General features: G+C 43.9%; 11 protein-coding genes. All 11 read left to right on the top strand.

What is annotated here, in order from left to right; all coding sequences use genetic code 11:
* The first annotated feature begins 2 nt into the window (after nt 1–2).
* Nucleotides 3–2,888: a translation initiation factor IF-2 gene (gene infB, locus AB5150_RS05400; RefSeq protein WP_173795457.1), complete on the top strand. Its 2,886-nt coding sequence runs from the start codon at nt 3–5 to the stop codon at nt 2,886–2,888.
* Nucleotides 2,889–2,896: 8 nt separating this feature from the next.
* Nucleotides 2,897–3,310: a 30S ribosome-binding factor RbfA gene (gene rbfA / locus AB5150_RS05395; RefSeq protein ID WP_015534838.1), complete on the top strand. Its 414-nt coding sequence runs from the start codon at nt 2,897–2,899 to the stop codon at nt 3,308–3,310.
* A 33-nt stretch (nt 3,311–3,343) separates the two neighbouring features.
* Nucleotides 3,344–4,291, top strand: coding sequence for a bifunctional oligoribonuclease/PAP phosphatase NrnA (locus AB5150_RS05390; protein ID WP_349818310.1), 948 nt, complete (start codon nt 3,344–3,346; stop codon nt 4,289–4,291).
* Between the two features lie 84 nt (nt 4,292–4,375).
* Complete coding sequence (gene truB / locus AB5150_RS05385) at nt 4,376–5,278, top strand: tRNA pseudouridine(55) synthase TruB (protein WP_055273491.1); 903 nt, start codon at nt 4,376–4,378, stop codon at nt 5,276–5,278.
* A 12-nt stretch (nt 5,279–5,290) separates the two neighbouring features.
* A complete protein-coding gene (locus AB5150_RS05380) occupies nt 5,291–6,262 on the top strand; it encodes a bifunctional riboflavin kinase/FAD synthetase (RefSeq protein WP_055273490.1) in 972 nt (323 codons plus the stop codon).
* A 134-nt stretch (nt 6,263–6,396) separates the two neighbouring features.
* Nucleotides 6,397–11,736, top strand: coding sequence for a glycoside hydrolase family 9 protein (locus AB5150_RS05375; RefSeq protein ID WP_368291452.1), 5,340 nt, complete (start codon nt 6,397–6,399; stop codon nt 11,734–11,736).
* 173 nt (nt 11,737–11,909) lie between these two features.
* Nucleotides 11,910–12,371, top strand: a complete 462-nt coding sequence (locus AB5150_RS05370) for a MarR family winged helix-turn-helix transcriptional regulator (RefSeq protein ID WP_368291451.1) — start codon at nt 11,910–11,912, stop codon at nt 12,369–12,371.
* On the top strand, nt 12,368–13,063 hold the full coding sequence (locus tag AB5150_RS05365; protein WP_015534844.1) for a YitT family protein: 696 nt from the start codon (nt 12,368–12,370) through the stop codon (nt 13,061–13,063). Before AB5150_RS05370 ends, AB5150_RS05365 begins: the two co-directional genes overlap by 4 nt.
* A gap of 301 nt (nt 13,064–13,364) precedes the next feature.
* Nucleotides 13,365–14,867: a type I restriction-modification system subunit M gene (locus AB5150_RS05360; protein WP_368291450.1), complete on the top strand. Its 1,503-nt coding sequence runs from the start codon at nt 13,365–13,367 to the stop codon at nt 14,865–14,867.
* 39 nt (nt 14,868–14,906) lie between these two features.
* Nucleotides 14,907–15,734 (top strand): hypothetical protein, encoded by an 828-nt coding sequence (locus AB5150_RS05355; protein ID WP_055144638.1) that lies wholly within the window; start codon nt 14,907–14,909, stop codon nt 15,732–15,734.
* 59 nt (nt 15,735–15,793) lie between these two features.
* Nucleotides 15,794–16,345: a restriction endonuclease subunit S gene (locus AB5150_RS05350; RefSeq protein WP_055144635.1), complete on the top strand. Its 552-nt coding sequence runs from the start codon at nt 15,794–15,796 to the stop codon at nt 16,343–16,345.
* The last annotated feature ends 4 nt before the right edge of the window (nt 16,346–16,349 follow it).

The raw sequence follows: 16,349 nt of genomic DNA, 5'->3' as shown, positions 1-16,349 counted from the left end.
ATTTGGCTAAAATCAGAGTACACGAATTATCAAAACAGTTAAACATTTCAAATAAAGATATCATAGATACACTTGGCGCAAAGGGAATAGAGATCAAGAGTCATATGTCCAATCTGGACGATTCGATGGTTGGAATAATTAAAGCTAAGTTTGGAGCAAAGACTGCGCCAAAGGCCGAGGCTCCAAAGGCTGAGACCCCAAAGCCTGCAGCACCAAAGCAGGAGGCTCCAAAGGCAGCGCCTAAGACAGAGCAGCCAAAGCCTGAGACAGCAAAGCCTGCTGCAGCGCCAAAGGCGGACGCGCAGAAGCAGAATCCTTCAAGGGATGACAATTCAGCAGCCAGACAGGGTTCTGGCAATCATGTAAGATTTGCCAGGGAGGACAGAAACGGCGGCAAGATGAATAACAACGGTAACAGAGTCAGATTTAACAACGACAGACAGGGCGGTTCAGACAGAGCCAGATTCAGCAACGACAGGAACCAGGGCGACAGAAATCAGGGTGACAGACCAAGATTCGGCAGAGATGGCCAGGGCGACAGAAATCAGAGTGACAGACCAAGAGTAGGCAGAGACGGTCAGGGCGACAGACCAAGGTTTAACAGAGATGGCGACAGAAACCAGGGTGACAGACCAAGATTTAACAGAGACGGCCAGAATGACAGACCAAGGTTTAACAGAGATGGTGATAGAAACCAGGGTGACAGACCAAGATTTAACAGGGACGGCCAGGGTGACAGACCAAGGTTTAACAGAGACGGAGACAGAAACCAGGGTGGCGGACGCTTCGGCAATGGCGATAGAAACCAGGGCGGAAGAGGCTTTAACAGAGATGGTGGCAACCGTTTCAGCAACCGTATCAATATGCCATTTGGCAAGGATGACGAGGATGACAGCCCAGCTCAGAAGAGAGCACCATTCAAGAGAGACCGCAAGGACTTCGATGCGAAGGAGATGCCGGGTAAGGATTTAAAGAGCCAGAACAGAGATAACTACAACAGAGATAAGAACAAGCCACGTAAGGGCAACAGAAGATCACCTGAGGAGGTCGAGGCTGATATCAGCAGACTTGCGAAGAATGTGAAGAACAAGCCACAGAAGAAGCAGCAGGCACCACAGGAGGATCCGGATGCAATCAGAACCATCACACTTCCTGAGGTTGTAACACTCAAGGAGCTGGCTGATGCGGTAAAGACTCCTGTAACAGCACTTATCAAGAAGTTGTTCCTCGCAGGTAAGATGGTCAATGTGAACTCAGAGCTTCCATTTGACGAGGCTTCAGAGATCGCACTTGAGTACAACTGTATAGCTGAGGAAGAGGAGAAGGTAGATGTGATCGAGGAACTCCTGAAGGAGGACGAAGAGGACGAGAAGGACATGGTTCCAAGACCTCCAGTAGTCTGCGTTATGGGACACGTTGATCACGGTAAGACATCACTCCTTGATGCGATCAGACAGACAAAGGTTACATCGGGCGAGGCTGGTGGAATCACACAGGCGATCGGTGCATCTGTTGTCGATGTAAATGGCCAGACTATCACATTCCTTGATACTCCTGGACATGAGGCGTTCACAGCGATGCGTATGCGTGGTGCACAGAGTACAGATATCGCTATCCTTGTTGTAGCTGCCGATGATGGTGTTATGCCACAGACAATCGAGGCTATCAACCATGCAAAGGCTGCCGGAATCGAGATCATAGTAGCGATCAACAAGATCGATAAGGAAAGTGCGAATATAGAGAGAGTTAAGCAGGAGCTCACAGAGTACGAGCTGATCCCAGAGGATTGGGGCGGTTCAACAATATTCTGTCCTGTATCTGCACATACTAAGGAAGGTATCGACAATCTCCTTGAGATGATCCTCCTCACAGCAGATGTGCTTGAACTCAAGGCAAATCCTAACAGAAAGGCAAGAGGTATCGTCATCGAGGCTGAGCTTGACAAGGGACGTGGACCTGTTGCAACAATGCTTGTACAGAAGGGAACACTCCATGTTGGAGATTACATCGCTGTCGGAGCGTCACATGGTAAGGTACGTGCCATGACCAACTCAAGAGGTGAGAGAGTTACAGAGGCTCTTCCATCAACACCTGTACAGATCCAGGGTCTCAACACAGTTCCTGATGCAGGCGAGATATTCATGGCAGTTGACAATGAGAAGGAAGCAAGAACCATATCAGAGACATATATCTCGCAGGGTAAGGAGAAGCTTCTTGCAGATACAAAGCAGAGAATGTCACTTGACGATCTGTACAGCCAGATCCAGGCCGGCAACCTCAAGGAGCTCAAGATCATCATCAAGGCAGATGTACAGGGTTCAGTTGAGGCCGTTAAGCAGAGTCTCTTAAAACTCTCAAATGACGAGGTAGTTATCAAGTGCATACATGCAGGTGTAGGTGCTATCAACGAGTCAGATATAATTCTTGCATCAGCATCAAATGCCATCGTAATCGGTTTCAATATCAGACCGGATGCGAGAGCAAAGGATATGGCTGACAGCGAGGGGGTAGATGTTCGTCTGTACAGAGTCATTTACAATGCAATAGAGGATATTGATTCAGCAATGAAGGGTATGCTTGATCCTATATATGAGGAGAAGGTCATCGGACACGCAGAGATCAGACAGACATACAAGGCTTCTGGTATCGGTGTCATTGCCGGTTCATATGTTCTCGACGGAACAATCAACAGAAACTGCAGCGTAAGGATTACCAGAGAGGGCAATCTTATATTTGAAGGAAAGCTTGCTTCACTCAAGAGATTCAAGGATGATGTCAAGGAAGTTAAGTCCGGCTTTGAGTGTGGTATGGTATTCGAGAACTTCCAGGACGTTGCAGAGGAAGATCAGATAGAGGCATACGAGATGGTAGAGGTGCCTAGAAAGTAGTAATAGATATGAGAAAAAACAGTGTAAAGAATAACAGGATCAACGGTGAGGTCCAGAGAGAACTCAGCAGGATCATCAGCCGTGAGATCAAGGATCCAAGAATATCACCTATGACTTCGGTCGTTGATGTGGTTGTCACACCTGATCTCAAGTTCTGTAAGGCATATATCAGTGTCCTGGGTGACCAGGATGCTGTTGATTCCACATTTGCAGGGCTGAACAGCGCAATGGGATATATCAGAAGAGAGCTTGCTCATTCTGTAAATCTGCGCAATACACCGGAGATAACATTTATCATGGACCAGTCCATAGAGTATGGTGTCAGTATGTCCCACAAGATAGATGAGGCTCTCGGAAAGCATGGCGATGCTGACGAGAGTACAGATGAAAACTCAGAGAGTGAAGATGAGTTTGAAGAGTAGGATATAATATGAGAATTTAAAAGGAGGTATATCATGAACGATCTTATAAGGGAGATAGAGAATGCAGACAGCATAGCCATAACAGGACATATCAATCCTGATGGTGACTGTATAGGTTCAACACTTGGAATGTATAACTATATTACAAGCAATTACCCTGACAAGAGGGTTCAGGTATATCTTCAGGAATTCCCAGATGTATTTATGTTCCTGAATGGTGCATCTACTGTAAAACATGAGGCAGATGACGAGACCTATGATCTGTTTATGTCGCTTGACTGCGGAGATATGGATAGATTCACACCATTTGTCAGATATTATGAGACTGCGAAGAGAACCTTGTGTATAGACCACCATGTGTCCAATAAGGGCTTTGGTGATGTGTGCTATGTGGAAAGTGATGCGTGCTCCGCTGCGGAAGCTATATTCAAGCTCCTTGACGCTGATAAGATCAATCAGAAGTGTGCAGAGTGCCTGTATACCGGAATAGTCCACGATACGGGAGTGTTTAAGCACAGCAATACAACAAGGGCAGCCATGACTATAGCGGGAATCCTGATAGAGAAGGGGGCAAGACCAAGCTTTGTCATAGATGAGACCTTCTACAAGAAGACGCTCATACAGAACAAGCTTCTGGGCTATGCGCTTCTCAACATGAAGCAGTTTGCAGATGGAAAGATAACCCATACACTTCTGACAAAGGAGGACTTTGACAGATTTGGTGCCAGCAAGATGGATACGGATGGAATCGTGGATCAGCTCAGACTGACATCAGGTACTGAGGTTGCTTTCTTCATGTATCAGGCTGGTGAGGATAATTACAAGATATCCCTCAGGGCAAATGATATCGTGAACGTGAGTGAGATCGCGTGCAGCCACGGCGGTGGCGGCCATGTGAAGGCTGCGGGATGCAATATGTCAGGTGATCCGGAAAAGATAGTTGCGGAGATAGTTGCGGATATAGAGAAACAGCTTGGCTGATAAATTGCAGAAAAGATGTGATCTGGAACAGGTACTGATACAGCGGACTGATGTAAAAGACTTTGGATTGGATTTGAAATAGTTATGATAGATGGATTTATCAATATATATAAGGAGCAGGGGTTCACGTCATTTGATGTGGTGGCAAAGCTCCGTGGTATATTAAAACAGAAAAAGATAGGTCATACCGGAACTCTCGATCCCATGGCGGAGGGAGTTCTTCTTGTGTGTCTGGGAAGTGCTACGAAGATGTGCGACCTGCTCACTGAGAAGAACAAGACATACACATGTACCATGCTTCTCGGAAAGACAAGTGACACCGAAGACGTGACAGGAGTCATGACAGACGTGACAGATGTATATCCTGATGAGAAGACAGTCAGGGCTGCGGTGATGAGTTTTGTAGGCGATTACATGCAGATCCCACCGATGTATTCAGCCATCAAGGTGAATGGTAAGAAGCTCTATGAACTGGCAAGAGCCGGACAGGTCATTGAGAGGGATCCGAGACCGGTCACGATACATGGGATTACTATACAGTCAGTAGAACTCCCGAGAGTGACATTTGATGTGAGCTGTTCCAAGGGAACATACATCAGAAGCCTGTGCAGGGATATAGGAGAAAAGCTTGGCTGCGGTGCTGTGATGGAGAAGCTTGTCAGAACCGAGGTGAAGGGCTTTACTATAGAAGAAAGTCTGACGCTTGATGAGGTGGAGAAGGCAAGGGATGACGGGACACTCATGCAGCATATATTAACAACGGATAAGCTCATGCCGGATATACCGGAGCTTCATATAGCTGAGAAGGGTGTTAAGCTTCTGGCAAATGGAAATAAGCTCAGTGCGGATGCATTTGCCGAGAATAAGATACACAGGGATACCTATGTCAAGGTGTTCGATGAGAATGGAAGATTTGCGGCACTGTATGAATACAGCGATGAGAAGAGGCAGTATGTGCCGTTCAAGATGTTTCCGGTGAGCAATTAAGGACAGACAGTTATGATTCATATAAAGGACACGAAGAAGGTAAAACTGAATAGCACAGAGCGCACGGCGGTTGCCCTGGGCAAGTTTGATGGTATCCATCAGGGACACATGCTGTTGATAGAGCAGGTGTTGAAGCTTCAGAGACAGGGATATATGGGCGTTGTGTTCACATTTGACATGAGGGAGAATCATGTGTTTGATGTGAGCAATATGAAGACCATATACACATCTGATGAGAAGGCACAGGTGGTATCGGATACCGGAGTTGACGTCCTGGTTGAATATCCGTTTGACGATGCATTTGCGGCTACAGAGCCGAAGGCGTTCATCAGAGATGTTCTGGTGGACATGATGCGGGCCGGATATGTCGTGGTTGGAAGCGATTACAGATTCGGCAGAGACAGAAAGGGCGATGTGGATACCCTCAGAAGCTATGCGGACGAGTATGGATATAAGGTCATAGTCATAGACAAGCTGGAACAGGATGACGAGGTGGTCAGCTCAACTGTCATCAGGAAGAATATTTCTGAGGGAGATGTGAGGTCGGTCATTCCGATGCTCGGCAGACCGTACAGTATGACAGGTGAAGTGGTGTCCGGTAAACAGCTTGGAAGGACAATAGGAATACCGACTGCGAATATGCTACCGGAGGAGCGCAAGCTGTACCCGCCGGCTGGTGTGTATGCTTCAAGGATCAGGATAATCCGGGGGAAGCATACGGGACATGAGGATCCTTTCAGAGTCTATATGGGAATCACCAACATAGGAGACAATCCTACAGTCAACGACAAGGGAAATATCACCATAGAGACGAATATCTTCGACTTTGACAGGAACATATATGGACAGGTCATCAAGGTGGAGCTTATCGAGCAGATCCGAGGTGAGAAGAAATTTGGAAGCCTGGATGAGCTCAAGGCCCAGATGGCAAATGACATAGAAACTTCAAAAAGAATACTTGCTAATAAAGTATTGGTAAAATAGCACAGAAAACATTGGTAATTATGCGCATAAATAATGACAGATTATTTGGTCGCAAGAAGATGTTTTCTGTGCTATATTTTTAATAATAGGGTATTTTTTAGGAGGAAAAAGGAAGTACAAGGAGGAAAAGTAAAATGAGAAAGAAAGCAGCGAGCAGGATCCTGGCATATGTTCTCACCTTATGCATGATCATCGGCAGTATAACCTGGCCGGAGATCACAGCTAAGGCGGAGAGCATCACAAAGGATCTGAAACCGGACACCGGCTGGAAGACGGTGACTGCGGCAACAGATGAGTGGAGTGATTATGGAAAGGCGGAGATCAGATTTTCGCCTTCATCAGATCTGGCATCCATGAAGGCTATTGCGGATGCGGGATATAAGACGCTCAAGATCACATATGCGGTTGACACATTTACCGCTGCAAGTGGACAGAATGCGGGAGTTATGCCATTTGCGTCATATGGATCTTCATGGTCGAATAATGACAAGTGGATCGATCTGTCCAAGACCGGTCAGTTTGAGACCGTACTTGATCTGTCATCTATCAGCACAACAAGCACGGAGAAGGTGGCATTTGGAATACAGGTTGCCAATCTTCAGGAAAACAGCACGATCAAATTCAGGATCGTGTCAGCGGTTCTCTCAGGAACAAAGAGCACCTCTGGTGGTTCATCAGGGGAGTCAGGCGGTTCAGGCGACAGCGGATCAGGCAGTGCGGACCTTGATTCAATTGGAAACACAAGTTCAAGCGTAACCGCAAGTCTTGCTGATGGAGATGGAACAGCCAAGGGAGACGGCTACTACGAGACAGAGATAACGATAAATAACAAGAGCAATTCATACATAGCAGACTGGATAGCGGTGGCTGATGTGAGTGGCTCTGTAACTGCAGTTAAGGATTACAGCAGCTGGTCAGCCCTCAAGGGTGTATTCAGTGATGGAAAGCTGTACATATATCCAAACACATCCAAGAAGTCAGGTGCAGTAAATGCAGGTTCGAGCGTGAGCTATTCAAAGCTTGGCTACACAGGTACGGCAAACGGTGTGTCTATAACAGGTGTCAAGGTGTACTACAGCTCACAGTCAGGTGCATTTGACACATTTATCGGTTCACTTTCATCATCATCTGGCGGAGCCGGGGACAATACAGGTGAGATCAATACGGATGTTGAGTACAACTATGCGAAGCTTCTTCAGGAGTCACTGTATCTTTATGATGCGAATATGTGCGGAAGTGATGTATCTGCAAAGAGTGAGTTTTCTTGGAGATCAAACTGCCATACTGAGGATGCAAAAACAACATATAATGGAAAGACTGTGGATGTCAGCGGTGGATACCATGATGCGGGAGATCATGCCAAGTTTGGTCTGCCACAGGCATATTCGGCTACAGTTCTAGGACTTGCGCACATGGAGTTTGCCGAGGCATTTGCGGATACTGCTACAGAGGCACACTATAAGAGGATCATGGACAGATTCGTTGCTTATTTCGAGAGATGCACAGTCCTTGGAAGTGATGGCTCGGTTCAGGCTTTCTGTTATCAGGTCGGTGATGGAAATGTCGATCATGGATACTGGGGAGCTCCGGAAAAGCAGTCATCAAGAAGTGGACAGGCAACATTTACATCTGATTCGGATACGTGTACAGATATCGTTTCAGAGACAGCGGCGGCACTTGCGGCATATTATATAAATTACAAGGATAAGAAAGCACTTTCCTATGCGGAGAAGCTCTTCACATATGCGGATACAAAGGCTAAGAAGAACAGCTCGGGTCCGGCATCAACTTTCTATAACTCAGATTCGTGGGAAGATGACTATGCCCTCGCGGCGGCTCTTCTGTATAAGGCAACAGGTAAATCAACATATGCAACAAAATACAATAATGTATATGGTGGCAGAACAAATCCAAACTGGGCTCTTTGCTGGAACAATGTGGCTCAGGCGGCTCTGCTTTACAGTCCTAACTCATCAAAGAAGAGTGTGTTTGTAGAGAACCAGTCAGGACTTATAGCAAGCAAGACACAGTCAGGAGATAACAACTTCTGCCTGATAGACAGCTGGGGATCAGCGAGATATAACACTGCTCATCAGATGACAGGTCTCATGTATGACACGATATATGGAAAGACTGATTATTCATCATGGGCAAATGGTCAGATGAAGTACATACTTGGCAACAATGCTGGTTCAAAGTGTTTCGTTGTAGGTTACAACAAGTATTCATCAAAGTACCCTCATCACAGAGCCTCAAGCGGATATCAGGGTTCTGTAACTGGAAATGCATATACAAAGCAGGCACATGTACTAGTCGGCGCTTTGGTTGGCGGTCCGGCGGGTTCGAGTACATCCTATGTAGATAGCTCAGAAGATTATAACCAGAACGAGGTTGCACTGGACTATAATGCAAGCCTTGTGGGTGCAGCAGCCGGACTTTATCTGTATGTAAAGAACAGCGGAACAGATGAGGAGAAGGCAGCACAGAAGGTAGTTCCAAAGAGCGAGGTGTCGTCAGAGCTCAGGACGATAAGCGGGGAGTCAGGTGGAGGCATGACAACAGAGGACGACACGAAGGATCCTTCAACTGGCTCAACCGGCTCAACCGGATCGACTGGCTCAACTGGATCAACAACGGGTTCAACGTCTGAGAAAGACACAGAGACTCCGTCAGAGCCCCCAGCCGTAAAGGTTACAGGAATCTCATTTGACAAGACATACATAACACTTAATGTGGGCGACAGTGATGAGATCAAGGCAACGATAACACCTGCTGATGCAAAAGATACATCCCTTGTGTGGTCAAGTTCAGACAAGGCTAAGGTATCCGTACAGAATGGCAAGATAACAGCCCTCGCAGCCGGAACGGCGACTATCACAGCTACGGCTAAGGATGGCTCGGGAATAAAGGCGGCGTGTGTTGTCAAAGTGCTCACTCCTGGAAAGCTGTCATGTAGCAGTGCTGACAAGTCATGGACAGACCTCGTATATGGCTATTCAAATGCGAATCATGCAGCTATTGAACTGTCAAACTCCGGGGAGACAACCCTTACAGATGTAAAGGCCAAGCTTAAGGATGGAACGGCATTCCAGATCGTTTCATCACCGGCAGGGCAGATTTCTGCAGGAAATAAAACAACAGTAGTTGTAAAACCGGTAAATGGACTTGGTGCCGGAAGCTACAGCGATACACTGGTTATATCATCAGCAAATGGCTCAGCGAACATAACACTCAAGGCGACAGTGGCAAAGAGAGAAAATACCGCAGTTGTCACTGTGACAAAGACATCAGTAACATCTGATGCGGTGACTGTCAGCGGCAAGGTGTCAGGTATAGTGGGTGAGATCGAGTATGCAATATCCAGTGAAAAGGATGCTGATGCATCAAAGCTTGTATGGCAGAATGGTGCTCAGTTTACCGGATTCAAGGAATTTACTACATATTATGTATATGGCAGGGTAAAAGAAACTGCAAATGTCAAGGCTGGTCAGATCAGCCAGGCACTTGAGGTGACTACACCTTTATCAGATCCTTTCGTAATTGACATCGGAAGACTGAATGACAGCAGATATGTTGGAGCATTCACAGACAGTGAGGAAAATCCAACTGTAAAGGTATCACAGTCTGGTGGAATCATATCAGTTTCATTTACCGAGAATAAGGATTACACGATCACAGGAAATGGTGAGGATGTAATTGTAGATACCGGAAATGCAAGTGGAATAACCGTGGACAATGCTACTGTAAAGAAGATCACGGTTCGTCCGGGCAATTCTGAAACATTTGTCATAAAGGTAAGCGGAGAAAATAAGATTGCTGATGGTATAACATGCGTCAGCGATAACAGTAACGCAGCGGATGTAAAGGTATCTGGAAAGGATACATCTTCCAAGATATCAGCGACAACCCCGGGTGCGTCTGCGATCAAGACAGATGGAAATCTTGAGATAGACAACATACAGATAAAGTCCGATGGTAAGGGAATCGAATCTGCGGGAACTGTGAAGATAGCAGGTGGAAGCAACAGCATAGATTCTGTATCTTCGGCAATATCGGCATCGGATGTGGAGATCACAGGAGGCTCTGTTGATGCAAAGTCATCAGGACTTGGCGATGGGGAGTCGGTAATCTCAGCAGACAATTCTATCAAACTGGTTGGTGGAAGTGTTACGGCGGATGCATCCGGATCAACCGGTGGAAATTCATTTGGCGTAAAGTCAGATGATGGAACGATCATTGTTGATGGCGATGTGTCAATAGGTGGAGATCCAATTTATTCCAAGGATCCGGTAGACAGCAAGGGCGACAGTGTAACCATGGTAAAGGTTGTGTTCACAGATGAGAATGGCAACCAGTTGTATGCGTCATCTGTAAACAAGGGATCAACTCTTGATCTGTCGAAAATAAATATCACCATGTCTGATGGTACTGATTACAAGACATCGAGGGCTGGATATGCGCTGGCATGGCAGGATGAAGCCGGAACAAGCTATAATGCTGATTCTGCATACGGCGCTGTATCAGAGGATATAACATTTAAGGCTGTATGGACATGGATAGTTGTGGATATAAGCGTTGATGCAAATATTACATTTGCGGCAACTGGAAATGCTTCGTACAAGACTACATATACAGGCGCAGCGATAAGACCGGCCGTAAAGGTTGTATCACGTGGAAGAACACTTGATGCGGGAACTGACTATATAGTTTCATATAGCAGCAATACCAATGCCGGTACAGCAAAGGTAGTTGTCAAAGGTCAGGGCAGATATAAGGGCTCGAAGACTTTTACATTTGCAATAAACAAGCAGGCGATAAGTAAAGCCTCTGTGACAATCACAAAGTCGGCTGTATATACAGGCAAAGCTATAACACCAGCGGTGAAGGTGACTAGCGGTAAGCGGACACTCACAGCGGGCAAGGATTACAGAGTTGCATATTCGTCAAATAAAGACTTTGGCAAGGCAAAAGTTGTGATAATGGGAATCGGTAATTACAGTGGAACACAGACAAAGTATTTTGACATAACTGCGGCTGTGGGTAAGATCTATGCAAATGGAAATTACAAGTACAAGATCACAAATGCATCCCTGAATGGCAAGGGAACGGTAACTCTCGTATCTGTTGTCAAGAAGACCAAGACAGTTGTGGTTCCTGACACTATAAAGCTTGGTGGCAAGACATTTAAGGTCACAGCGATAGGAAAAGCGGCGTTCAAGAAGAATGTAAAGGTTACAAAGGTGACCTTGGGCAAAAACGTCAAGACTATAGGTGCCAAGGCGTTCTATGGATGTAAGAAGCTCAGGACAGTAGTGATAAAGAATACACAGATGACAGGAAAAACAGTTGGATCTGGTGCATTTACAGGGACATACGCCAAGATGACCGTCAAGGTTCCGTCGAAGAAGCTTAAGAGTTATAAGACAATCCTTCTGAAAAGAGGAGTGTCAAAGAAAGCAGTCATAAAGAAATAAAGGCTCAATAAAATAAAGAATAATTGGAGATCCGGGGTGGTTCATATGATCCCGGATCTTTTTTGTGCGTATGGAGGTGACCGAAGTTCGATTTGACATGGGTAAAAATATGTGTATAATATCGTTAGCATTCTAATAATTAGAATTATAACTATCTGGAGAGGAGAATCCATATGGACGAACATACAAAATCCATACATTATCTGCTGATGGCGGATCATTTCATGGTGCAGAAGGCATTGCTGAGTCAGATAAAGGATACAGAGCTCACCATGGGACAGCCCAAGGTGCTGGACTATCTGAAGGATCATGATGGGGCGTGCCAGAAGGATATCGCGGCGGGATGTCATATAGAGCCGGCATCGATAACCGCTGTGTTGAGTGGCATGGAGAATAAAGGTTATATACAGAGAAGTACAAAGTCAGGGGACAGAAGATCCCTGTACGTGTATTTGACAGATAAGGGCAGAGAGTATGTGGAGATGCTCAATAAGAAGTTTGACTTAGTTGAATCTTTGGCACTGAGGGGATTTACAGCGGAAGAGACGGAAGAATTGCAGTCACTTCTTGTAAGGGTGTACGACAATATGAAGGGCAGCGAAAAAGATAACAGAAAAGAGGAACGTAAGAGATGAAGAACATGAAGGTAAGAATCCCAATGTATTTTGTTGGACTGTTTATTATGACTATAGGAATAGCACTTTCAGTCAAATCCAATCTGGGAGTGTCACCGGTGAGCTCTATACCATATACGATGACATGTGTATGGGGAATCGAGATGGGAAAGGCAACGATCATATTCCATGCGGCATTGGTGCTTATACAGATCATTATACTTCGAAAGAATTTCAAACCGATAAATCTCCTTCAGATAGTGGTTGGAGTAGTATTTGGATACTTCACGACATTCTGCAATTATCTTGCCACATTTCTGCCATCAACAGATAACATAGTTGTCAGGGTTGTTTTGATGCTTGTGAGTACCATATTCATAGCAGGCGGAATATTCTTTTATCTGCCGGCGAATCTTATCCCACTTGCCGGGGAGGGTGTTATGCAGGCTGTCTCAGAGGGCACACACATTGAATTTTCAAAGGTAAAGATCGGATTTGACTGTTCTATGGTGGCTGTGTCGGTCGTAACATGTCTGATCTGCATACATAGTCTTGGAAGCGTGGGCGCCGGTACTGTTATTGCCGCATTCCTTGTTGGATTCAATCTTGGCAAGTTGAATAAGGCATTTGGCGGAAAACGAGATAAACTTCTTGGAAAGCACACATACACTGAGGAGGAAGTGCTCAGGGAGAGAATGGAGCAATTGCATTAGGACTTTTGGATAAAATTGTATCGTATAAACTATTTTATAATGGTAATCAAAATTACCAATTAGAACTGCAATCTGCCTGCACTGTATTTGAAGTCGTCGAAATCATCGGGTATCCGTGAGAGTTCGTCTATGTGTGCCTGACTGTCATATGGCTCATTTGCATTTATATGATGTTCCATATCTGTTATTTTCCCTTCATAAATGGCTAGCCTGGGGAGTTTTATTTGTTTGCTTTTGATATTCCGTGGTGTATAATTTATAGCATGATAAATAAAAATTTGCGCATAGGAGGAGAGGGAAGATGGCTGATAAGAATACTGCTGAAATAGGCTTTGAAAAACAGATTTGGGATGCGGCATGTGTACTTCGTGGAAATCTGGATGCATCAGAGTATAAAAGTGTTGTGCTTGGTCTGATTTTCTTGAAATACATATCGGATAGATTCGATGAGAAATATAATGAACTTGTGGAAGAAGGAGACGGATTTGAGGAAGATGTAGATGAATATACATCAGAAGGTATCTTCTTTGTACCTGCAGGAGCACGTTGGAAGGATATAGCTGCAAATGCGCATACTCCGGAGATAGGAACAATAATAGATAATGCAATGCGAGCGATAGAGAAAGAAAATAAGAGACTTAAGGATATTCTTCCTAAGAATTTTGCCAGACCAGAGCTTGATAAGAGGCGCCTTGGGGATGTAGTAGACTTATTTACAAATATTCAGATGATTGAACATGGGAACGAGAAGGACATCCTTGGTCGAACATATGAATATTGTCTGTCAATGTTTGCCGAGCAGGAAGGCAAGCGTGGAGGAGAATTCTTTACTCCGTCATGTGTTGTGCGTACTCTCGTGGAAGTTCTCAAACCATTCAAAGGTCGTGTGTATGATCCGGCATGTGGATCAGGCGGTATGTTTGTTCAGTCGGCGAAGTTCATAGAAAAGCATAGTGGAAATATAAGTGATATATCAATATATGGTCAGGATTCCAATCCAACGACATGGAAGATGGCTCAGATGAATCTTGCTATACGAGGAATAGAGCCTGATTTGGGATCTTATGCAGCAGATACATTCCTTGAAGATCGTCATCCAACATTGCGCGCGGATTACATCATGGCAAATCCGCCATTTAACCTTTCAAACTGGGGAGCGGATAAGTTAAAAGATGATGTACGTTGGAAGTATGGAATGCCACCGGCAGGAAATGCAAACTTTGCATGGCTGGAGCATATGATATATCATCTTGCGCCGTCAGGAAAGATAGGTATGGTTCTTGCAAATGGATCTCTGTCATCACAGTCTGGTGGAGAGGGAGAAATCCGTAAGAATATAATAAATGCTGATTTGGTAGAGTGCATCGTTGCTATGCCAACTCAGTTATTCTACACAACTCAGATTCCGGTATCATTGTGGTTCCTTAATAAACAGAAAAAACAGTCTGGCAAAACTTTGTTCATAGATGCTCGTAAGATGGGGACGATGGTTAGCCGCAAGCTCAGAGAGCTCACAGATGAAGATATTCAGAAAATAGCAGATGCATATACAGCATTTGTCGATGGAACTCTTGAAGATGTGAAGGGATTCTGTGCAGTTGCAGATATTGCAGAGATTGAAAAACAGGATTTCATACTTACTCCGGGTAGATATGTAGGAATAGAAGAGCAGGAGGATGATGGCGAGCCGTTCGAGGAGAAGATGACAAGGCTTACATCGGAACTGTCTGAATTGTTTGATAAGAGTCATGAGTTGGAGGATGAGATTAGGCGCAAACTTGGTGCTTTAGGATATAAAATATAATTTGAGGATTATTGCAATTTGTACTTTTGGGGGACTTGTTTGAAAGAAGAAAACATAAAAGATTTAATGAATTGTAAATCTCTAGACGAATTTTTTGCAAGGTTTTTTGGATTGAGTTTCCAAGAAAGAATGTCAGTACTAGGGAATGAGTATACTGTTCCAGCAGGAACAATTTTATATAGGGCAAGGAAATATAATGGGATTCCTTTGGTAAATGAGAATGAATGGTGGTTGGCACCTCCTAAATATGTAAAAAGGGGGAGGTTTAATTACGATAGAAAACCTATATTATATTTGGGAACGATGGAATTTGTGTTACCTAGAGAGATTGGTCTGAAACCTGGGGATTCATATTATCTTGCAAAATACGAATGTGTAACTGGATTTAAGGTGGGGTCTTTATTAAAGACAAATAGTTTAGTGACTCATGTATTGCATAAGGTGGCAATGGCAATAGAAAATGATTCTAAACTGACAGAAAATGAGAGAAAAAACTTGAGAGTTAGATTTGATGAGATAACGCCAATGAGAATTTTGGATGATTATAATTCGCCATTTTATTTGCACCGTTGTATGAAAAAAGATTTGTATATGGTAACAAATAGACTTGCAGATTTGATTATGCAAAAATCTCCATGTGGAATTAGATATTGTTCTTGCTTTATTCCAACAGAAATGTCAGGGGGACCACAAATAATTACCCTAGACGGAGAGATAGAAGGAAATTATGCTTTGACAGAAAAAGGCATTTCAAATTTGAGATGGTTAGGATGTGAAAGAAAAATGTATACAGAAGAAGATTATAAGAGAGATATGAGTATGTGGATTAATATTGTAAATAATTCTATGGATAAAGAGGATACATAAATATATATTAGTAGTATTTATCTAAAAATATAGTTAGGATAGAAAAGGTAGATAAATTGATGGATTTTGTAAAAAAAACCTTGGGGGACCTTACAGTAGGAAAAGGTCAATATGGTATAGGCGCTTCAGCTGTTGATTATTCAGAAGACTTATATACATATTTGAGAATTACGGATATAAATGATGATGGAACTTTGAATGTGAATAATTTAAAATCTATAAATGATAAAAATGCAGAACGATATTTACTGCAACCGAATGATATTGTTTTTGCAAGAACTGGAAATAGTACTGGACGGAATTATTTTTATGATGGAACAGATGGAATATTGGTATATGCAGGTTTTCTAATAAAATTTAGTATTGATTCAAGCAAGGTGAATCCTAAGTATATAAAATATTATTGCATGTCAGATGAATATAAAGGGTGGGTACAAGGGCATTTAACAGGAAGTACAAGAGGAAACATAAATGCTCAAACATATGCAAATATGGAAATAAGTATCCCTCCAAGAGAACAGCAAAATAGGATTGTTAGTATTTTGGAAGAATTAGAGAGAAAAAGAAAAAATAATATTGCGATAAATAGGAATTTAGCACTGGTTGCATAAATAG

It is taken from the genome of Coprococcus sp. RTP21281st1_F1_RTP21281_210402 (genome assembly GCF_040915325.1).
Taxonomy (GTDB): domain Bacteria; phylum Bacillota; class Clostridia; order Lachnospirales; family Lachnospiraceae; genus Coprococcus; species Coprococcus aceti.
The sequence above is the reverse complement of the archived record's forward strand: the minus strand, read 5'-3'. Positions and strand labels throughout refer to the sequence as shown.

Bases quoted from the DNA above. Each gene is read 5' to 3' on its own strand.
- rbfA (WP_015534838.1), top strand. From the start codon at position 2,897: ATGAGAAAAAACAGTGTAAAGAATAACAGGATCAACGGTGAGGTCCAG.
- AB5150_RS05390 (WP_349818310.1), top strand. From the start codon at position 3,344: ATGAACGATCTTATAAGGGAGATAGAGAATGCAGACAGCATAGCCATA.
- truB (WP_055273491.1), top strand. From the start codon at position 4,376: ATGATAGATGGATTTATCAATATATATAAGGAGCAGGGGTTCACGTCA.
- AB5150_RS05380 (WP_055273490.1), top strand. From the start codon at position 5,291: ATGATTCATATAAAGGACACGAAGAAGGTAAAACTGAATAGCACAGAG.
- AB5150_RS05375 (WP_368291452.1), top strand. From the start codon at position 6,397: ATGAGAAAGAAAGCAGCGAGCAGGATCCTGGCATATGTTCTCACCTTA.
- AB5150_RS05370 (WP_368291451.1), top strand. From the start codon at position 11,910: ATGGACGAACATACAAAATCCATACATTATCTGCTGATGGCGGATCAT.
- AB5150_RS05365 (WP_015534844.1), top strand. From the start codon at position 12,368: ATGAAGAACATGAAGGTAAGAATCCCAATGTATTTTGTTGGACTGTTT.
- AB5150_RS05360 (WP_368291450.1), top strand. From the start codon at position 13,365: ATGGCTGATAAGAATACTGCTGAAATAGGCTTTGAAAAACAGATTTGG.
- AB5150_RS05350 (WP_055144635.1), top strand. From the start codon at position 15,794: ATGGATTTTGTAAAAAAAACCTTGGGGGACCTTACAGTAGGAAAAGGT.